This window comes from Atopobium sp. oral taxon 416 (genome assembly GCF_018128285.1).
In the GTDB taxonomy this organism is placed as follows: domain Bacteria; phylum Actinomycetota; class Coriobacteriia; order Coriobacteriales; family Atopobiaceae; genus Olsenella_L.
The window spans coordinates 2,720,614-2,741,102 of the sequence record NZ_CP072380.1; the positions used below are offsets into that span (position 1 = coordinate 2,720,614).

Sequence of the window (20,489 nt, forward strand, 5' to 3'; positions counted from 1 at the left end):
TCGATTACTGGGGGGCGAACGCAAAGGTGGCGCTCGGCGACTCCCTCTGGGCGCTAGCGACTGTGTTAATCATATCCTGCTTGGCCTGACTGTTGTCAAAGATCTTTTGGCCTTGGTCCAGGAGAAAGTCCACTCCGCAGCCGATGGCCATGCCAGCGACGGCGCCCACCGGGCCTCCGAAGCAGGCACCGACCACAGCTCCCACTACCTTGCCAACACCCCATTTCACGAGGCCCTCGCCCCCTTCCACCATGGCGGCAGCGGACTTCTGAGCACGGTCGCCGGAGGTTGTCTGGTACGCCTCCCTGGACTTCTGGAATGTGTCGGCGATGGTGACAACGTCGCCGACGAACCCCAGCGTCTTGCCGGCACCCTTTGCGAGCTTGCCTGCAGAGGAACCGAGGCTCGCGGCGTCATCCAATGCCGGGGTGGCAGAAGCAAGTCCATCCATGTCATCTGCTACCACAGAGGCTTTCTTGCACAGCTTGCTCGAGAGGTACGCCCCGATTTCTTTCCCACCATCGCGCAGGTTCTCGTAAGCGTCAATTGCCTCGGAACTAAGACGCGCATCGTCCAGTTTCTCGAAAAAGCGAGACTTAAATGTGCCCGTACCGAAGAAGCTCGCGTTGAACCCCGTGGCTTCGGCTCCGATGGCAAGGGCGGCACGATCGAAGGAGTGGTCTTCGTCACTGCGCAGTCCCACCACGTTGAGCAGAAACGTCCCGGGGGCCCCAGAAGCGAGGCTCTTCGCATAGCCGGCGAAGCTTACCATCGAACCAAACGCGTTCGCGTGCCCGAGGGTGCTCCCAAGCGTACTGAGGATCCTCTTCGCCCACTTGTATGTATCGCTCTTCGTGACCGACGTCGCGGCAGAGTTGGCCCTCGCTGCCCCGGACATGCCGTACTCGTCGGCCATCGTGTCACGCGTCGCGAAGATCATTCCGCTGTCTATGAACTTGCCCTTGTCCAAGGACGTGGAGTCCGTGCTGCTCGAGTAGGCCGACTCGAACTCGGACGCGGACGACTGGAGCCTCGCCCACGCCTTCGAGATGCGCTGGACCTTGTCCTGCTGTTGGGAGAGGTCTTCTTGAAGTGAGGAGAGGCTCCCGGTGATTCCCCCAGCCCCTCTTAGACCAGAGAGGGCAGCGATGGCATCCCCCACCTTGGAGCTGAGGTCCACCATCTCCTCCCGAGCCTCGTCGCAGAAGAGCCCGACTCTGCCGTCGGTGTCGCACTCCACCATGTCCCCGAAGGCCACAGACGCCCCCGCCTCGGACATCAGCGCATCCCTGTTTCCCTGGATGGTCTTCGCTTCGCAGACGAGACCGACGAACACCTTGTCGAGTTGCGCCATCGCCTGGCTGAAGATGCGTGCGTTGGTCTCGATGTTGACCGAGGCCTTTGCCTGTGCTTCGGCCCAGTCTCCTGACTGGACACTCGAGAAGCTCAAGTTCTCCTTCGACGTCGTGGCAATGGTGTCGAGCAGCCTGCCTTCAATGTCGTTGATGCGCTTCTGTCCCGACTCAAGCTCGCTTACCTTAAATCTCAGTACGGACAAGGCTCTCACCTCCAATACTATTCGTTACCATGCAGCATCAGATGCCTGCTAGCGCTCGGGAGGGCGATACCTGACCTGCGTGAAGTCCTTCTCCCAGACGTAGGTCGAGGCAAGGTAGGTGTCTTTGTCTATGAATCTGCCTTCCGCGTTGCGGATGAGCCCCGCGTGGATCAGCACGTCCTGCTCCAGCGCCAGGGTGCAGTTGTCGATGCAGGTAAGCGTCCCCTTAAATGCGGAGGCAGCCTCGCCTTCCCAAGCGCCAAAGAGCTCGCTTCCCAGGTCTGCCGCACTCGTCTCGATTGCCGCGTAGTCCTGAGCGATGCCGTCATAGGCAACTGCCGAATTCAGCGCCGCCTGTTCGTCTACAAAGATGTGTCCAGCCATAACCAACCCCCAAACTCAGTCCGAGATTGTTGCAGCTACTTGCCCTGCCTTGTCTTGGCCTCTTGATACAGCCCGGACGCAGCTGTAAGAGCCCTTTGGTGCTTGATTGCCGCGCGGTCCAAAAACCCTATCTGAAGGACCTCGGCAACCATGTCGCTGTCGAAGAAGTAGTCCTTGGTGGCATCTTGGCGGCCTTCCGGCCATGGGTAGCCCATGTAGTCCCACAGCCGGCAGGTTACGCCATCGAACGCCATGCACCCCGCGACCACCACGGGGCGCTCACCGTCCTTGAGCTTCACGACCGAGCCAATGGGGAGGTATGAGACGACGATCCCCGGCTCCTGGCCCTGTTCCATGTCCGATCCCTCTGTTGTGTCAGTCATCTCTTGGCTCCCTTGTCTCTTTCAGGAGATAGAACGCTTCGTCTGCCAGACGGAAGCGCTCTTCTGGCTCCACGCGGGCACTTCCCTCCTTGGGCAGGCGCGTCCCTCTTACGAATATCCCGTTGAGCGACCCAAGGTCCTGTACGGTGATCCCTCCACCATCCGTCGAGAGACGGGCATGGCGGCGGCTGAGGTTTCCGTTTCCTTCGATCTGGACGTCGGCATGCACAGAGCGCCCCACCGTCACCGGTGCTGAGAGGTCAACGCTATGCCTGCTGCCATCGCGTTCGCGCACGAGGACGTAGGTCGGCCGGCGGCCACCGTCTGCCGCTGCCTGCGATGTCGTGCCTGCCCCCGACCCCAGAAGCACCGTCCTGCTCTCGTGCAGGCTCGCGGGTGCGGAAGGCGTGGACTCAGCGACCTCGTCTGCAGGTCCAACGTGGGTGCCGACAGAGAAGGGTGCGGTGGGCGAGATGTCCGCCACACCGTTTACGGCCCGCTTTGCCACGCCCTGACGGGCCGTGACCTCGAAGGCCGAGGCGCGGTGAGAGAGCATGCCGACCATGTCGAAGGCTGCCGCACAAGATGGGGTGCCACTCCCTCTGCCGAGTGGGGAAGGTGTATGGAGCGGGACGGAAGCCGCCTGAGCAGACGGTGCCCCTCCCTCGCCACGATCCATGCCCAGCTCCACAGTCAAAAACGTCTGCAGCGCGGATATGGAGAGCACGGGAGTACGACGGACGAAGTCGTCGAGCTGCTCCCGCAGGCGGTTGTCGTCATCGACCACAAACTTCACATGGCTGCGCGCCGAGAGGTACGCGAGCATCGCGAGGGGTGCCATCCCTGGAGGCTCGGGACCGCCTGAGAGCGGAACGAACGCAAGCCGCAGGGCACCGCCATCCGCTATGTAGGCGTGGTCTGGGTCAAAGCACATGCCGCTCGTGGGATAGCCACGCTTCGTGCAGAGGACCATCGCCTTATACACCGTGGCAAGCATGCCGAGATACTGGGCGCTCGTCACCTTTGCCTTCAGGTAGTCCCTAAGCCTGGCGAGACCCGTCACGTCGTAGTAGAGGCGCGGCGGCACGGCGTCCTGCTCGTAGGCGAAGGGGAGCAGGAAGGATTTGCCGCAGTGTGCGAGCCACTCGGCCTGCGCGTACTCCAGCTTCTCGCGCTTCTCGCCCACGACCTGCAGCGTGCGCGAGCCGCTGTGCCAGTCCTTGCGCTCCGAGAACCTCATCGCACGTCGCCCCCGTCCGCATTGGAGGCAGAGAGCAGACGGACCGCGACGGTGTCCCCGCGCAGGGCGAGGTAGCCGTCGTCGACCGCCGCGGGCCTGCGGTATTCGGGCAGCGAGCGCGCATAGCGGAACATGGTCTGGTCGCCGAAGCCGCCACCAACCCACACGCCGTTGCCGTAGGCGGAAAGCGTCTTGTACCAGTCCTCGTACAGCGACTTGCAGCGCCACGCCTCGCAGGCCGCAACCAGGCCCGTGACGCCCTTGCCCTGCTCCTTGGCGATGTAGTCCTTGAGCTGCTTGGACGCCGTGGCGGGCAGCGCGGCGACGTCCTCAACGACGCTCGTGAGCACGAGGACGTCCACCGGGTCGCGCGCCAGGATCGCAGGCAGCAGCAGCTCGGAAACCTTCTCCGGGTCCTGTACCACACGCTTGTCATCGACCTCGCCCAGCAGGCGTGCGGTGTCAACCACCAGGTAGGAGACACCGGACGCGGCGAGGACCTCCCTGAGGCCGGCAAGGTAGCGTGCGTTGGCCTCCGCATCGTTGCCCACCACGAGCATCGGGAAACGCGAGAGGGGGAAGCACGCGGGCTCCACGGAGAGCTTCCCAAGACCCACGGGAAGCATTCCCTCCGCCACCTGGGAGACGTCCATGTCACCCACGTGCACACGGTGCGGCAGCACCGGGATAGCACGCGCACGTCCGGAGCACTCCATGCGGCGGCGACGCGCCAGCTTCGCCACGGCCTTCGCGTCCGAGATCCCCTCAGCGGCCATGGCGGCGCCCTGAAACTCAAACGTCTCCTTGCCGATCGTGACGTAGCCACGCCGGTCCTGCCGCGGTACGACGGTGGGTGGCTTGTGCCCGAGGAGCGTGATCATGTCGGACTCGTCGTTGAGCATGAGGACCACGCTCGAGGCGAAGTTCGAGCGCAGGCGCATGCGGGCGGCGCTCGTCGCACTCGCGCTGGACCATACGGAAGAGGTTGCCCGTGCGCTCGGCATCGCCCGCTATCACCACCCCACCGCACTGGGGCAGCTGGGCGAGCGTTGTCATCGTGCCGGAGCCCATGTCCAGGACGTAGAAAGAGACCTGCTCGGGCACATAATCCTCGGCGAGCGAGTAGAGCGCCGTGGCCACGAGCGAGTCCGCACCTGAGCCCTGGGCGCCGTAGACCATGAGGTTGCCCGCCTTGGCAAGGTCCACCGTGTAGGGGAGCTGGCGCTGGCGGCCGGGGTCGTCCGCCTCGCCCAGCACGGCCTCGCAGGCCCCGCCTGGGGCAAGGCCAAACTTCTCACGCAGCGCATCGACGGGGATGTGCGCGGGAAGCGGGTCGAGCCAGAGGCGCTTAGCCTCCTTGCCCTGCGCCTTGGCGACGGCGCAGATCTGGTCGAGCACGGCGTTGAGCTCGGACTCGTCTGTCTTCGCGGTCGTCGAGGGCGGCTTCGCGCTGTCGATCGCGTCACAGGTGTTATCCACGAGCTCGAGCGTGTCGTCCACCTTGGGCTCGAACTCGGCGCTCGGGGCATACACGGCGCCCGCATAGGCAGCCTGTCCGCCGCAGAAGAGCTCGTTGTAGCCCACGAGCATGTAGTAGCGCCCGGGCAGCGTGATCTCGGCCGCGTCCGGGCGGCGGATCATCTCCTTGGAGTCGCTGGCGTCGGAAACCTTGAGGCACACCTTGAAGTGCGAGTTGGACCAGATCTGGTCGTTCACCACGCCCGTGGGCTTCTGGGTGGCGAGGATCAGGTGCACGCCCAGGGAGCGGCCGATGCGTGCGGCGGAGATGAGCTCGTCCATGAACTCGGGCTCCTGCTGCTTGAGCTCGGCGAACTCATCAGCCACGATGAAGAGGTGTGGCAGTGGCTCCATGAGTACGCCTCGACGGCAGTAGCGCAGGTACTTGTATATGTCCATCGTCGCCTCCCCCGTCACGTCACGTGCGTGGTTGAAGGCGTCCTGGCGTCGCTTGAGCTCGCTCTTGATGGAGACAAGCGAGCGTGAGATGGCGGCGCCGTCCAGGTTGGTGATAGTGCCAGCGAGATGCGGCAGGCGGATTCGCTCGTTGTCGAAGGCGCCGGCAAGGCCACCGCCCTTGTAGTCGATGAGCACGAAGGCCACTTGGTCGGGGGCGTAGTTCACGCACATCGAGAGGATGTAGGTGATGATGAACTCCGACTTGCCGGAGCCCGTGGTACCGGCGATGAGGCCGTGGGGGCCGTGTGCCTTCTCGTGCAGATTGAGCGTGGCGCACTCGCCTGCGGCATCCCTGCCCACGGGGGTTACGAGCGTTCGGGACGCGTCGTCGTCCGCCCAGCGCTGGCCGATGTTGAGCTGTGCCACGTTACCCACCTCGAACATCTCGAGGAAGCCAAGAGAGTTGGGGAGGGCTGAGCGCTGGGAGGGCATGTCCAGGCGCACCCGCACGAGGTCGAGTGAGAACCGGCGCGCGTCGGCCTGGCCCACGAGGACGTCCGGCTCGAAGCGCACCATGGTGCCGGCGACGTCGTCCCGGTCGAACATACAGGCGGAGCCTTCGGAGCTCACGACCTTAGAGAGCTGGGCCGTGGACCCCATGCCCTGGAGCGCCCCCTCATTGGTGAGGTCGATGACGTAGGAGCACTCACGCGGCAGGTCTGAAAGCCCCTCGCCCAGGAAGACGAGCGAAAATCCCAGGTTGCCGTGCATGCGCTCCAGCTCGCCGATCGCGTCTGAGCGCTCGCAGAGCGCCTTGTTCGCGCAGATCACGAGGTAGTAGGTACCGCAGTCGGTCACCTTCTCGAAGCGCTCCTCGCGGCGCTGGTCGAGCACGTGCGAGAGGTGGGCGCCAACGAGCGTGAGGTCGTCGTAGTCGCAGGCGAGGTAGCGCACGGTCCCGGAGTCGTCGAACAGGTGTGGCAGCGAGCGTGCGAAGTCCCACTCCGCCTCCTCAGCGGGATCGGCCACCAGCACCATCTTCACGTCCTGGTAGCTGTAGTAGGCCGCAGCCTGCATCATGAGGCCGCGCACAAATGCCCAGACGCGGGCGCGCGGGCCGACGACGCCGGCAAGCGGGTGCTTGGCGGGGTCGAAGGCAAGAGGAACTCCTTTCACCACCGGCGGGTTCTCGGCAAGCTTTGAGACCTTGTCCAGCAGCGGGTCCTCCTCCATAGAGAAGCGCCGCTGCGGGAAGCGGAGGTCGGCGTCGAGCTCGGTGTTGCCGCTCCCCACGCGCAGCTCCATGAAGTCGCCGTGGTCCAGGCCACGGTTCATGAGGTGCGGCGAGAGCGAGGCCACGCGCTGCTCGATGGCAGGCATATCCTGGCGGCGCAGGCGCAGGACCTCCGCCTGCCTGTCGCACTCCTCGGCGAAGGCGACCTCCATCCTGTTGAGGTAGTCGGTGTAGCGGCTCTGGCGGCGCCGCTCCTCCTCCGCGTCGCGGCGACGCGTGTAGGAGCGCGAGATCACGGGCCAGATCACCATGCCCGCGAGCATCGATACGCACATCGCAATCGAGGGCAGGCCACTCATCACGCTGCCACCGGCCATGATGCCCTGCACGGCATTGGCAGCGCAAAACACCGACGCCATCCCCATGAGAAACGAGGGACCCATCTGCATGATGGCCGGCTTGTCGTCGGGCTTGCTGGGCTGGGGTGGCTCGTCCACCTGGAAGGTGCGTCTGTGGATCGTGTAGGAGAGCCTCGGCGCGGGGAAGAACAGGCACTCCTCCCCCATGGGCTCGCTCGCGGGCGGGCACGCCACCCGGAAAGCGTCGTGGTCGATCAGGCCCATGCCCTCGAGATGGTCAAACGTGACGCCACGAGGGCTGTTTGAGACGAGCAGGTGCCTGCCCGCCATGATGCTCAGCCCCAGGATACTCACGACGTCTCCCGGGGCGAGCGCGACGCGCTGGTTGGCGGGGATGAGCCGCCCGTTCACGAAGGTGCCGTTCGCGCTGCCAAGGTCCGTCACGCAGACGCCCTCGCCCACGAGGTCGATGCGCGCGTGGCGCTCGGAGACATAGGGAGAGTCGTAGCGGAGCGTCGAGGCAGGGCTGCGGCCGATGAGGACGCTGGCGTCGCAGGAGAACCCGCGCTTCTCGAAACGGCGCAGGCCACCTGTCGAGGGATAGGAGAACAGAACCGCCTCCGTGCCGTCCTGGGCGGAGCGGATGGAGAAGACGGCCTCTTCGTCGAGGGGAAGGGTCGCCTTTTCCATCGGCTCGCCCGAGGGACCGAGGACCTCGTGCGCATGGGCAGGACGCACCGTGCAGGCGCCGTCCTCCATCTGGATCACGGCTGCGCCAGGGTGGGCGCCTACGAACAGCACCGACTGGGCGTCCGGGTCGAAAGCGCTCACGCGCATCGAACCGTCGGCTATGAGCGTGAGGAGCAGGCTTGCCATGCGCATCCTTCCTGTGTGGCGTGGGTCGGTGGGGCCGGGACAACAGCAGAGCCGAGGCCACGGCGGAGCCGCCCGCAGACGGCCCCGCCGCAGGGGGTCTAGCCGCGGAACGAGGCGGCGATGCTGGAGTCGGTCTCCTCCAGGTTCTGGGCCGTGGAGTCGAGGGCCTGGGCGATCTCGTTGATGAGGTCCTGGGCCTTCACGAAGCCCGGGCGAAGCTCTGCGAAGCGCTCGGCGTACGAGTCGCTCGCGGCACCCTCCCACTCGCTGCGCAGGGCGTTGAGCAGGGAGTCCATGTTGGAGATGACACTGCCGACGTTCTCAGCCTCGTTGCGGTACTGACCGGCGCGGCTACGCATCTGATCCGGGGTGATCCTAATCTGACCAGCCATTCTTTGTCCTTTCCTCGAGTTTCGGCCGACGCAGCGCGCGAAGGCCGCCGTTCCCTATCGACACTCGCGACGCGTGCGCCGCGAGGAATCGTCCGCTAGTGTCCGAAGGGGTTCCTCCTCGACTCCATGGCCGCATGACGCCTACGCGCCAGCAACACCACGGCAACCACGATGCCCACCGCCACGATGGCTCCTCCCACGACGCGAGCGAGCAGGTCCGGTGTGGCAAGCACGTACTCCACGACGTTGCCCGTCACGCGCACGCCCTTGCAGGCGGCCGTCGACTCGTTGCCCGCCAGGTCGTGCGCGACCACGCGGTAGCTGTGCACGGCATCGTCGGACGGTAGCCGCACGGAGATGGGCATGCCGTCCTGCCTGGTATCCCAGGAGGCGACCTCCTTGCCGTCCATGTACACCGTCAGGTCGCGAAGTCCGAGGTTATCGGAGCCGTCTGCAAGCACGGTCTTGCTCGGGTCGAGGTAGGTCGTGTCGCTCGAGAGCCCCACGAGCCCTGCCTCGGGCGCCGTGGAGTCGACGGCGAACGAGACGGGGAAGTCGCCTTCGCCGTCTATGCCCTTGCCCTCCATCGTGTTCTGTGAGAGGTTGCCCGCCGCGTCCGTGGAAGTGAGGGTCACGCGATAGAAGCCGTCCTGCGCGAACAGGCTGGCTGGCAGCGTGTAGGTCGTCGAACTCCAACCCTGGTCATCCTCGTTCGGGTCGAGCGAGAAGTCCTGCCCGGCAACGAGGTCGCGCGAGCGATCGTCCGCGGCAAGGCTCACGCGCGATGCAGAGGTGTCCAGGCCGCTCACGTTCACCTCGACCACCTGGACGTCGCGCGGCTGCCTGAGATAGGCGCCCACGATGTCGTCCGAGTCGCCTGTGAGGTAGTACGTGGAGCCGAAGCGGTTCACTGAGAAGCGCACCGTCTCGGTCGTCGTGTTGCCGGCGAGGTCCATGCCGGTGGCGGTGTAGGTGTAGACGTCGTCGTACCTCGGCTCCGCGGGCACGTCCGCAAAGCCCGTACGCATGTCGGTCGCCGTGGACTGCTCGTACTCGCCGTCGAAGTACGCATCACCCGTGCGGGCACCAACGAGCTCGGTGCCCGAGCCCAACGGGTCGAGGTTCGTGTCGGAGAAGCTCGCGGAGGGCGCGAGGTCGCCAGCGTATGCGGTGCTGTTCGCCACGCCGTCGATGTTCACCTGCGGGGCCGTCATGTCAATGACAAACTCGCCAGAGTCGTAGGGCTCGGCCACGTTGCCTGCGAGGTCGGTGGCGGCGACCTTCAGCTGGTAGTGCGTCTCGCCCGCGAAGGAGGCCGTCGCCTGCCACACGGAGCGCTCCTTCGTCTCGCTCCACCCGCTTACGGAGGGCGCCACGCCACCGGAGAGCGCCTCGGCGTCGATTGACCCGCCCTCGGGCGAGAAGTTCCTGTCGTCCACCACGATCGTGGCGGTGCGTGACGCCTTGTAGTACATGCCATTGGCCACGTCGTCGTTGTCATAGGAGACCCTGAGTGAGGGCGCCGTCGTGTCCACCACGAAGTCGTCGGAGACAACGTTGGAGGCATGGCCCGCGGGGTCCGTGAAGGAAGCCTCCAGGTGCCAGTCCGCGTCCTCGTCGCACTCGATAGAGGCGACGTAGACGGCCGTACCGTCAGGCTGCTCCACGGGCGAGAAGTCCTTCACATTCAGCGTCGTGGAGGGATGGTCTGCGCCGTCGCGGTACGCGGCCGCGATCTGCGTATCTGGGGCGTATGCGGCGAGCAGGTCGAAGTTGGACTCGCTCACGGAGAACGTGGCGGTGCGTCCGGCATTGTAGTACTTGCCGTTGCGAACATCGTTGTTGTCGTAGGTGACGCTGATCTGCGGTGCCTCAATGTCTATCGCGATACCCGTCGCGCCGGCCGGGAGGTTCGTCACCCCCACAGCGACGAAGCTGTCTATGCTCGCAACGTTGCCGGCAACGTCCGCGACGCTCGCCCAGGAGCCGTCGAGCGCCATACGCGCGCCGTCGCCGTCGAAGGCGAGCCACGCCGTGCCCGACAGGCCATCCGCGGCGAGGTTGCAACCGGTCGAGAGCGTCGCCGTGCCGGCGGCGTGTGCCTGGAACGTGCTTGCGTCAACGCCGGAGAGGTTGTCGCTCAGAGAGAGCGTCCCCGTCTCCCTCCCGGTGGCGAAGACCCACCCCCAGGGCTTTCCGCGGTTCTCGCCAGAGGAGTAAACGGGAAAGGGCGAGGTCTCTGAGAAGTTGGCGATGCCCAGCTCGGGGCAGTGTAGTCCACGCCAAAGGAGAGCTCCTGCGTGAGGGGGCCCTGCCCGTCGAGCGTGCGCGCGACGCCCCGGTAGGAGACCTCCACCTGGTACTCGCCCTCGCGCGGCAGTGTGCTCCCCTCGGCGCAGGGAAGCGTGACCGTCGCCGTCCAGGTGGTCTGGGAGTCGTCGGTCGCCTGGAAGCTATCGGGCGTCAGCGAGAACGCAAGATCCTCCGAGCCCGAGTCTGGAATCGCGACGGTGCCCGACGCCAGCGAGGCCCCACTCGCAAGCACCCGGTACACGGGGAGCCATGGGTCCACGACGCTCACCTGGATGGAGGCGTCGCCGCGGTGGTAGTGCGAGTTCGCGGAGGCGGGAGTGTCCTCGCTATCCACAATCTGCGCGGAGAGCGCGAGGTTCGTCCCTTTGTCCACGAGGACGGACGAGAAGTCCCAGCCCTCCTTCGTGCGTTCCTCGTCCGAGAGGGAGGAGATGTAGTCGGCAAGCGTCGCGGAGAGCATGTTGCCGCACTCGTCCGATGCCTCGATGCGAATGTCTTCGAGCGAGTAGAGCCCCTCGCCCTCCAAGGGAATCTCGGCCCAGCCGTCGGAGCCGACGGAGGGTGAAAGCTCCGTCTGCGCCTTCTCTGCCGAGGCGCCGAGGCCGTTTGCGTAGGAGAGGGTCGCGCGGACCGAGCTCGCGTCGAGCCCGGAGGTGCCCTTCTCGCTGGCGCCCGCCGCATCGGCACTCGTGCCGTCCTCGTGGGGGAAGAGGTCCTGCAGGCGCACGCGGATGGTGCGGCTGGAGCCCGCGAGCACGCGCGAGCCGTCCGGTAACGAGGCGATGGTCTTCTCGCCCTCGTACGCTGCGCCCGTCACCTGCGGCGCCGTCGTATCCACGCCAAACTCCACCGAGGAGCCTCGCCAGAAGAGGAGGTGGCTGAAGCTGGCTGAGTACCAGCCGTCCGGCAAGTCACCCGAGGAGAGGGGCACGTCGAGCTGGTACCAGCCCCTCCTGCCGGGGACCGCCACGAGGCGGCTCGCGCCGGAGGCGTCGACGGCGACGTTGGGGATGTCCTGCCTCGCGCCTTTCGCATCCGTCCTCGTGACACCGAAGTGCCCCTCGAATCCCGGCAGGGCGGCGATGAGAGGCGCGAGACGGTCCCTCACCGCGTACGTCAGGGTCGAGTCGGTCGGGTAGAACACGCGCCCGTCCGAGATCTCGCGCACCTCGTCGGGACTCGACGTCTGTACCGAGAAGCCATACGAGAGGCTCCCCTCCCGCTGAATGGGCTCGGCCGTCTCCACCGCGATACCGGAGATGCCCCAGCCGGCGGCGGCAGCCGATTCCGAGAGCGCGTAGGTCGCGCTGTTGCCGGCCTTGTCGGTCACGGTGACGCGGACGTCGGCCAGGTCATAGTAGCCATCCTCGCCCAGCGTGAACTCGTAGGAACCATCTGCGCCTCGCAAGGGCTCGCCCAGGTCGACCTTCTCGCCGTCTGCGTCTCCTACAGCCTCGCTGCGCGACGCCATCACCGAGCACGAGGCGACACCGGAGGCGTCTGTGGCGGAGCCGCCGGCGAGGTCGGCAAGCTTGAGGGAGACGGTCGTGTCCGAGGAGACGAGCACCTTGCTGCCATCCGAAAGCGCGCTCACGCCGCCCTTGTCGATTCCACCCAAAACGCTGGCAGAGGAAACCTTCGGCGCCGTGCGGTCTATCACGAAACTTGCGGAGACGGTGGCGGCACCTCCGGGGATGAGCGACGAGAGGCTTCTGAACCTGGCGCCGGCACCCATGTAGGAGACCTCGACCGTGTGCCTGCCCTCGTCGGTGACGGTAGGGAGCACGCATGAGAAGGCGTCGTCCGGGTCACTGCCCTGCGCGAACGCGCTCGGCTGGACCGAGACCTCCTTGCCGTCCACCTTCACGGTGAGGGGATTCCAGGTCGCGTCTGCCATGAGCTCGGAGAAGAGCGGATCGGCTACGGTGACGGTGGGCACGACCTGGGCAGCGTTGCTCAGCGTGACGGAACCGCCCGCGTCCGTGGGGTCATCCTCGTCGCCCGTGGCAACCACCTTGACGGATGTCGTATACGAGCCGGAAAGCACCCTCAGCTTGGAGAGCGAGGCCACCGTGGCGTCCTTCGCACCCGACAGGAGGTCGGAGAGCCTGGCCGTCGTCTCGTTGCCCGCGACGTCGGAGACGCTCACCGTCGCGGAGGAGAGGTCATAGGTGCCTTCTCCCCCCAGCGTCGACGCAGAGAGCTCGAACGTCGCGACGCTATCCTTCACGCTTCCCCGCACGGTGGCGCCGTCCAGCTTGAGCTCGGCGCTCGTGGCGTCGACGCCCGAGACCTCCTCGCCGTCCGGGCTGGGATCTGGGGCGGCAGCGTCCTCCACGCCCACACTGAGCTTGATGCCGCTGGCATCCGTGGTGAGCGTGCCGTCAGAGATCCAGCACGTATCCGCCGAGATTGCGTCTCCCGAGGAGAGCGTGGCGGCGAGACTGCCTGGGCCCACCTTTGGCGCCAGGGTGTCACGGGCCACCGCGACGTACAGCACCTGGCCGGCGCTGTACGTCGTTGAGATTCCAGAGACGGTGTTCGCGCAGGTCATGTCCCTGGCAAGCTTGAGGTAGACGCTCGAGCCCGAAAGGCCCGAGAGCTCGAGGACATCCCCTGCCCTGTCGCTCGCGAAAGTGCCGTCTGCCTCGAGCTGGTAGGTATCGGAGAGAGTCGCGCCATCGTCTGCCGCAGAGGCCTTCAGGGAAAGCGTCGTGTCGGAGGCGTTGCGCCACACGAAGGCAGAGCCGTCGTCGCGTGTACCCACGGTAGCTGCGTGCACGTCGTCGCCATCGCCCATCTCGATGTCAGCGAGGGCGTCGACGGGAGCCACTGCCACGTCCGCCGCCCTCGTGGGGGTTGCGGCGAGAAGGACCTTCGAGTCCAGCTCCGAGAGCTCGGGCGTCGTAACCCCGCGACACGTGGAGCCCCACGCCACGAAGTCGGAGAGCTTGCCGCCGTCCGTCGAGGTGGGATAGGCCACGTTGGGCAGCAGGGCGAAGGCCTCGCCCCTCACGAAGCAATCTGCCACAGATGGGTAGCGCCAGGTGGACATCGAGAAGAGGGCGCGCTCGCGCTGCTCGTCTCCGAGCCACGTCGGCACGTCCACGCCATAGGGGACCGCCAGCGTCTGGACATCATCCCTCACGCGGAAGGTGCCCTGCGAGAAAGGCGAACGGGCATCGACGAGGCTCGGGGAGGCTGGCTGGCCCTGGATCGCGGCCTGGCCTCTCGGGGCGTCGGCAGGCGCACCCTCGGCATGTGCCGGGCACCCAAGGCCAAGCGTGAGGCCGAGCGTGAGGCTGAGCCCCAGCGTCACTATCACGTTTCCGCGCAGGCACACCCTGGAGGACCTGCCTTCCGGGGCGTCCGTCGCATCCTTGTCAGCGCTGCTCAGAATCATTGGTCCCCTCGCCTCCCAGCAGGGTCGTCATCGATTCCGATCCGGATGCGCCGGCAGCCTGCGAGAGAAGCGTCGTATCCGACTCGGAGGGAGCCTTTGACGCCTGGGCGGGCACGGTCTCCGTGGCTCGGGTGCGCGCCTGTCCCTTGGACATCTCGGGCACGTCCTCCAGAAGCGTCGTATCCGACTCGGAGGACGGCTCCTCTGCCTGGGCATCAGTCATTCCGGTGGTGCGCCGGCCAAAGAAGCGTACGTGGAGAGAACCGCTCGGTGCCTCCGCGGAGCCCAGTGCCCCTCCTCTCCAGCTCGGCGTGGCAAGCGCACCGGCGGCGAAACGGCTCACGCCCTCCTCGCGCATCTCCTGGATTGCCGCGCGCGCCGTGGCGCCCGTCAGCTCGCCGCGCACCTCACGGATGTGATGGGTCACGAAGTAGGCGACGGCTGCGATGGCAAGAACCACGGCAACTGCATACCCAACCATCTCAACCATGCCGAAAGCCTGCACGCTCATTGTTGCACCGTCCTTGCGTCCACGAACGCATCATCGATTGCCTGGCTCACGCCATCCGACGTCGAGAGCGCGCTTGCCTTCTCTGCGTCAAGGAGAGGCGTGGTCGGCGAGGTCTCGTCCGCCAGCCTGCGGGCGTCGGAGGCGAGGGCCTCCATGTCCTTCTCGGACACGTCGTCCGCACGGAACTTGCGGGGGTAGGTCGTGAGAGAGTCGAGCGCCAGGTTCGCGGTCTCGAGGCGCATGACGTCGTTGTCGGAGTCTGCCATCGTCGCGACAAGCTTCTGGAGGTTCGCAAAGTAGGGCCCGTAGACGCCCTCGTCGGACCCCTCGTTAATGAGCGGGACTATGTCCTGGTTGAACTCGGCGATACCGGCGTAGACCTCTGCTAGGTCGTGGTTTTTAAAGTCCGGGTCGCTCGCCGCGGCACCCATCCACTCGACGGCGGCGCGGATGCGCGCGGAGCGCCCTTCCACCTGCGTCGTGCGGTCGAGCGACGACGTCTCGGCAGGGTCCACGCCGAAGTCGTACCAGTACAGCTTTCCGATGTCAAAGGCGAGCCCGGCGTAGCCCTCAGAGGAGCGCAGCTGGTCCAGGTTGGGGAGCAGAGCAGACCTCAGCTCCGCCTCCTCGTCGGTTGTGAACGTACCGTCCTCGCGAAAGCGCTCTACAAGCCCCTCGTAGGGATCCGTCTCCTGCGGCTTTATCTGCGCGGCTCGCTCGTAGGCCGCCACGGCCTCGCTGGCGTCTGAGGTCTGCCTGCCGATCTCCATCCAGTGGTCATAGTCGCTGTTCGTCGTGACGACGCGGCCGACGGTTCCCACGATGCCGACGGCAAGGGCCACGCACGCCGCTGCGGCAAGCTCGACGAACGTCCTCCACGTGCATCTCAGCAACGCATGGCGACGCTCATCCTCATCGGAGCGGTGCATGAGCGCGTGGGCCATCTCGGCGCAGTCCGCGTAGCGAGCATCGGGGTCGGGCTGCGTCGCATGCGCAACGACGCGCTCGATGCCCTCGGAGAGTTCGGGGCGAATCTGGCGCACAGCAGGCAGCTCGCCGGCTGAATTCGCTGGATCCTTGCCTGTGAGCAGACAGTACATGGTCGCGCCGAGCGAGTACACGTCGGAACGGGCGTCCGTACCGCGGTTGGGGTCGACCTGCTCGGGAGGCGCGTAGCCACGCGTGCCGAGAAGGTCCTCGTCTACGAGGCCGTTGTCCTCGACGTCCTTGTGGAGCTCTCAGGCAATGCCAAAGTCGATCACGGCGACGCTGCCGTTTGGCTTGAGCATCACGTTCGAGGGCTTCATGTCGCGATAGATGACCGGGGGATTCAGCTGGTGCAAGTACTCGAGGACGTCGCAGAGCTGGATGGCCTAGCTCGCTACCGCGTCCTCGGGCTGCGGTCCCATAGAGAAGACCACGTCGGCGAACGTGCGGCCCTCTACGTAATCCATGATCACGTAGAGCGTGCCCGACTCGTCGACGATGTCTACGATGCGAGGAATCGCGGGGTGATCGAAGCGCTTGATCATGTTCGCTTCGGTGACGATGCCCTTAACGATCAGGTCGCGCATGGCCGGGTCTTCGACGCACTTGATCTCCTTGGCGGCCCACTGCTTGTTGAGCACCTTGTCGAGTGCAAGGTAGACGGTGGACATGCCGCCGCTGCCGATAACCGTGAGCAGCTGATAGCGGCCGCCTATGAGGTGTGCTCCGCAAACCGCCGGTACAGCCTCGACGCGCTGCTCGCCCTCGCCACCAGACGGGGCGTCACCGTGGTCTCCCACTGCATCACCGTGGTCTCCCACTGCATCCTGAACGTCCGTGATCGCATCCTCTCGTCTAGCTCATTCTTCTGGATAGAAAGTATAGTGCAATCGTTCTGAGACTATCAAGGAGTTTTCAGGAGACTGTGAGGATGAGGGCAGCACTTGCACCCTCGCTTGTACCCGCGCTACTCAGACTTTGGTCCCAGGATCCACTCGGGACTTTGACACTTAGCCGACAATCATCGAACTAATTCAAGCCACAAATTTCTGGGTCTACCTGGGATTTGTGGCTTTTCTTATACGTCGGTTTATGGTAGACGTATCTGTGGTATTTGGTGTCAGTTGCATGTGGATTGGGTAAAGATATGAAGGTTTAGCTAACAAGGACCAAGACCAGCGAGACCTTCTATATAGCCAAGACCTACCGGGACAGGAAGACCGGCAGATCCACCTCAAAGATCGTAAGGAGACTCGACACTAGATCCGAGCTTGAGGGGATGCTCCCCTCGGGCACGGACGTGATGGACTGGGCCAGGGAAGAGGCAAGGCGGATGACAGAGCAGGAGCGCGGCCTCACCCGCAAGGCCACGGTGTCCTATGACCCTGCGAGGCAGATAGCTGAGCCCTGTCAATATAATGGACAGGGCTCAGTCTCCTTTACCTCCGTGACCGAGGAGGGAGAGGTCGCCGAGAGGTGCATTCTCTCCGTCGACGACGGGAAGCTCGAAGAGGAGGCCTCCTGGGACGGCTTCTACGGCCTGGCTACCTCGCTCGACGACGAGGATGTCCTGGGCATCGTGAAGCTCGCCGCCGGACGCTGGCAGGTCGAGGAGTGCTTCCGCATCATGAAGGGCGAGTTTAAGGCCCGTCCCGTCTTCCTCGCGCGCAGGGACCGCATCGAGGCCCACTTCCTCACCTGCTTCCTGACGCTTCTCATCTACCGGATCCTCGAGAAGAGGCTGGACGGCAGGTTCAGCTGCCCCGAGATCGTCGACACCTTAAGAGGCATGCAGATGGAGGAGGTTACAGGCGAGGGCTGGCGCCCCCTCTACATGAGGACCGAGGTAACCGATGCGCTCCATGATGCCTTCGGCTTCAGGACCGACTTCGAGATCGTTCCCATGCGGCAGATGAACAAGATCGTCAGGAAGACCCACCGGAAGGGCCCGATTACCACAAAGAAGGAGGCTGGCAAGGATATCAAATAGCTATCTTCGCCAGCCCTTATGTGCAAGCTATGTAGGGTTAAGTGTCAAAGACCGAAGTATAGTGCGATCGTTCTGAGACTATCATGGAGTTTTCAGGAGACTGTGAGGATGAGGGCAGTGCTTGCGCCCTCGCTTGTACCCGCGCGCTACTCAGACTTTGGGCCCAGGATCCACTCGGCAAGCCCCTCGTCATGCTTCGCGCGCTCTCGCCCAGCACGGCCGGTATACGTTGACCTCGACTCCTTTATGCGAGAGGTAATGGTCTGCAGCAGCTCGGGGGTAGCAGCGTCATTGGGTACAAACAGCAGGCCATTCATGTCCTCGTTCCTGAACGCCCAGTTGATGCCAATGGCGTTGTAGATGACGGAGCCATCCTTGCCCTGGTCCTTGAGGAAGCAAACGCCGCCAGGAACCTTCGCTGTCTTGCCGGAGAGGGCAAACCACGGGATGCGGTTCGTAGGGGACGCCGAGCTCTCAACGTAGCCATAGTCCTCGATGCTCACACGGTAGTCGCACTCGAGGGACGAGAGGGGCATGGCCGATGCATTGGTGCATCCATGCTTGGAGAACCAGTTGTACACGACGCCCTTCCTACCAGCGAGCGCCATCTGCGGACGCACCGCAAAGACTATCCCGAACACCATGAGAGCCAGGAACAGCAGCGTCAAACCCAGGTCTTTGAAAAGATAGCCTAGAGAGGCAAGGGGGAGCAGCACGAGCGCACCGACGACGGCGAGGAACACACCTGCGACGCGCTGGAGCTTCCCATTCTGAGCGACAAACAGACTCTTGAACCCATTGCAGTTCATATGAACGGCGTACGTACAATTCGAATTCATTGTGTATTCCCTCTTATCTCTTATCCCTGGTCAGTATCTGTAATTCTGCATTATATAAAATTGCCTTCTTAATCATAACATCCGCAGCTCGCCATTCTCAATGCCAAACGTAATGATGTTGTAAGTTTTCGAGGCTTCTGCAGTTTGTGTGGTCAGAACGCGCCCATCCTAAGCCGCCAGCTTCGTCCAGGGCAGCTCTATCGGGAACCCCGAGCACCTGAGCATCACCATGGCCCTCAGGCTGTCGAAGCTGCGGAAGCCGTAGGCCATCTTGGCCGTGAGCTCGATATTGCTGTCCACGGCCTCGGCCCTAGGGAAACGATGATTAATTCGCCTCGATGAGGTCACTGGGGCCACACGCTGTATGACATCGGTTCAAAATGTCTCGAACCACACAGTGCCCATACCCACATAGATGCCTATCTGTCTTCTGGATATGGTATAGCTACATCCACACATTCCAGCATATCCAAAAGGAAGATATGGGTAGCCTGATGAGCTTTTAAGACCTTAAATCCTAAGGTAAAAGGAGAAAGATCAGGCGAGAGGCACTCCTGGAGCGGATGGATGCAATCGTTGTGTGGGATAGCTGGATTGTTCTGGTAGATACCAGCTACCACTGACAGGCTCTTGTCAGGCATGTGCGCGCTGCAAAGACGATACTTTAGGATGTATCTGTTGCAGGTCATGTTTGGGCTCTTAAGATGAGGGAACTTAAAGATGCTATCCTGGATTGCCACTCCTGGTAGCACTTCTGTGCACGTAGACCTCATGTCTGAGCAGGTACCAGATGCGACGACACTTGCGAAGATGCGCCATAGCCTTAAAGCGAGAGGAGTTCGGCAAGGCTTGTGCTTTACGCCTGGACTTAGAAGCTTGAGAAGGCAGGGATCACGGCGCGGGGCGGCTCTATCGTGGACGCGACCTTCATCTGGGCCCTTAAGCTTAACGAAGAACAAGGACCACGCACGCGACCCTTAAAGCGCACCAGTCCAAGAAAGACTAACTATTAAAAGTCAATCATGAAAAATAGCTGAGTACCTCCAGCATAGTTAGGCTCCCTGAACTGTAAGCGGCTTAAGGCAAGATCGAAGGTATCTTCGGCTGGACCGTCGCGGTGGCTGCGATGCCGAAGAGCAGGACATGGATGAAGCACATCTCGTGCAGCAGCTCCATGCAGCCATCCCTTACATCCCTGTGGCTGTATCTTTGGCTGAGTGAGTCCGCAAGGAGTGCATGTGGGCCTTGGGAAGGCCATGGAAGGCGCCCTCAACGTAGGCCTTGAAGTTGGATATCACCCTGTGGACCATGGGAAGGGATACATCCCCGTCCGCTCTGTCGTACTTTCTTTAGGCGAGCCCGCAAAACGAAGAGAGGCCGGCAGCTTTGCCGCTCCAGCCATCCGCCCTTATCTTCGATGTATGGCAGAGCTGGTCATGCCCCACCTGGCGCCAGCAATCTTTCGAGCACTCCTTCTGCGCAGCGCAGGGGGCAGCAGCCCTGCCTGCCGCTGTAAGCATCGGCTGCTGCTTTGTGCCGCGCCCACTTTTGCCTGGTGCCTTGGCGCCGATATAGAAGTCGTCCACCTCGTGTGTGTCAGCTGCAAGGACGCTGAACGCACTGCGATCTGGCCCAGGCGAGCGTATCCTTAAAAGGACCCGCCCTGCCGTCTTTAAGCTGCAGCCTATCTGCCTTTGCAGGGCGCAGGCGCTGATCCTTGTCTTCTGGGCGGACATGAGCCATATCGCCCACGAACCACTTCCTGAGCTCGAGATGGGTCCCCTCCATCAATAGTCCCTGCGCTCACGCTCACCTGGTGCGAGCACTTCGTGCACTGCCACTTGTGCGCGCGGCCTCAGACCTTCGAGCAGGACGTATTGGCGCACACCGGGCAGACAAAGCCGCCGGAGACCTTCTTCCTCGAGCAGCCTCCCCTCGCACGACTCCTCGTCTGAGAACCTCTCCAAAAGGCCCATCAATGTCTCTTTGCTCTCGCATTCGCGCCTGCTCAGAGCGTCTGCATACCCCTTTACCATCTCTTTCTTTGCCCTCTCGGATACATCAACCTTGCATCCTCATTGTACGGTTTGGAGGCGACAGGAA

15 protein-coding genes and 2 pseudogenes are annotated in these 20,489 nt (G+C 63.8%); 1 reads left to right on the top strand and 16 read right to left on the bottom strand.

Annotation, left to right across the window (positions count from 1 at the left end; all coding sequences use genetic code 11):
• Nucleotides 1–4 precede the first annotated feature (4 nt).
• From J4859_RS14315 to J4859_RS16500, 13 genes and pseudogenes are all read right to left on the bottom strand, one after another.
• Nucleotides 5–1,558: a hypothetical protein gene (locus J4859_RS14315; RefSeq protein ID WP_212330879.1), complete on the bottom strand. Its 1,554-nt coding sequence runs from the start codon at nucleotides 1,556–1,558 to the stop codon at nucleotides 5–7.
• A 48-nt stretch (nucleotides 1,559–1,606) separates the two neighbouring features.
• Nucleotides 1,607–1,942, bottom strand: coding sequence for a hypothetical protein (locus J4859_RS14320; protein ID WP_212330882.1), 336 nt, complete (start codon nucleotides 1,940–1,942; stop codon nucleotides 1,607–1,609).
• Nucleotides 1,943–1,977: 35 nt separating this feature from the next.
• On the bottom strand, nucleotides 1,978–2,325 hold the full coding sequence (locus tag J4859_RS14325) for a DUF4176 domain-containing protein (RefSeq protein WP_212330885.1): 348 nt from the start codon (nucleotides 2,323–2,325) through the stop codon (nucleotides 1,978–1,980).
• Nucleotides 2,318–3,565, bottom strand: a complete 1,248-nt coding sequence (locus tag J4859_RS14330; protein WP_212330888.1) for an FHA domain-containing protein — start codon at nucleotides 3,563–3,565, stop codon at nucleotides 2,318–2,320. Before J4859_RS14330 ends, J4859_RS14325 begins: the two co-directional genes overlap by 8 nt.
• Nucleotides 3,562–4,467 carry a hypothetical protein gene (locus tag J4859_RS14335; protein ID WP_212330891.1) on the bottom strand — a complete coding sequence of 302 codons (906 nt, stop codon included), beginning with the start codon at nucleotides 4,465–4,467 and terminating at the stop codon, nucleotides 3,562–3,564. Before J4859_RS14335 ends, J4859_RS14330 begins: the two co-directional genes overlap by 4 nt.
• Nucleotides 4,358–7,429 (bottom strand): FtsK/SpoIIIE domain-containing protein, encoded by a 3,072-nt coding sequence (locus J4859_RS14340; protein WP_249113669.1) that lies wholly within the window; start codon nucleotides 7,427–7,429, stop codon nucleotides 4,358–4,360. The genes J4859_RS14335 and J4859_RS14340 overlap by 110 nt, the downstream gene beginning before the upstream one ends.
• Nucleotides 7,430–7,432: 3 nt before the next feature.
• A pseudogene (locus tag J4859_RS17980) lies at nucleotides 7,433–7,957 on the bottom strand (FHA domain-containing protein); the annotation flags it as partial.
• Between the two features lie 92 nt (nucleotides 7,958–8,049).
• On the bottom strand, nucleotides 8,050–8,343 hold the full coding sequence (locus tag J4859_RS14345) for a WXG100 family type VII secretion target (RefSeq protein ID WP_212330897.1): 294 nt from the start codon (nucleotides 8,341–8,343) through the stop codon (nucleotides 8,050–8,052).
• Between the two features lie 95 nt (nucleotides 8,344–8,438).
• A complete protein-coding gene (locus J4859_RS14350; protein ID WP_212330900.1) occupies nucleotides 8,439–10,343 on the bottom strand; it encodes a hypothetical protein in 1,905 nt (634 codons plus the stop codon).
• Between the two features lie 140 nt (nucleotides 10,344–10,483).
• A complete protein-coding gene (locus tag J4859_RS14355) occupies nucleotides 10,484–14,059 on the bottom strand; it encodes a hypothetical protein (protein ID WP_212330903.1) in 3,576 nt (1,191 codons plus the stop codon).
• Entirely contained in the window at nucleotides 14,040–14,549 is a 510-nt protein-coding gene (locus tag J4859_RS14360; protein ID WP_212330906.1) for a hypothetical protein, read from the bottom strand. The genes J4859_RS14355 and J4859_RS14360 overlap by 20 nt, the downstream gene beginning before the upstream one ends.
• Nucleotides 14,550–14,566: 17 nt before the next feature.
• Nucleotides 14,567–15,613 carry a hypothetical protein gene (locus J4859_RS14365; protein WP_212330909.1) on the bottom strand — a complete coding sequence of 349 codons (1,047 nt, stop codon included), beginning with the start codon at nucleotides 15,611–15,613 and terminating at the stop codon, nucleotides 14,567–14,569.
• Nucleotides 15,614–15,808: 195 nt separating this feature from the next.
• A pseudogene (locus J4859_RS16500) lies at nucleotides 15,809–16,378 on the bottom strand (serine/threonine-protein kinase).
• A 512-nt stretch (nucleotides 16,379–16,890) separates the two neighbouring features.
• Between J4859_RS16500 and J4859_RS14380 the strand changes: the two are divergent.
• The gene (locus J4859_RS14380; RefSeq protein ID WP_212330917.1) at nucleotides 16,891–17,547 is read left to right on the top strand and encodes a transposase; all 657 of its coding nucleotides are present in this window, start codon (nucleotides 16,891–16,893) and stop codon (nucleotides 17,545–17,547) included.
• Nucleotides 17,548–17,693: 146 nt separating this feature from the next.
• Here the strand turns inward: J4859_RS14380 and J4859_RS14385 are convergent, their stop codons facing one another.
• From J4859_RS14385 to J4859_RS14390, 3 genes are all read right to left on the bottom strand, one after another.
• Complete coding sequence (locus J4859_RS14385; RefSeq protein ID WP_212330920.1) at nucleotides 17,694–18,386, bottom strand: hypothetical protein; 693 nt, start codon at nucleotides 18,384–18,386, stop codon at nucleotides 17,694–17,696.
• Between the two features lie 168 nt (nucleotides 18,387–18,554).
• Entirely contained in the window at nucleotides 18,555–18,686 is a 132-nt protein-coding gene (locus tag J4859_RS17205; protein ID WP_256436762.1) for a hypothetical protein, read from the bottom strand.
• A 1,487-nt stretch (nucleotides 18,687–20,173) separates the two neighbouring features.
• Entirely contained in the window at nucleotides 20,174–20,422 is a 249-nt protein-coding gene (locus J4859_RS14390; RefSeq protein WP_212330924.1) for a hypothetical protein, read from the bottom strand.
• Nucleotides 20,423–20,489 lie beyond the last annotated feature (67 nt).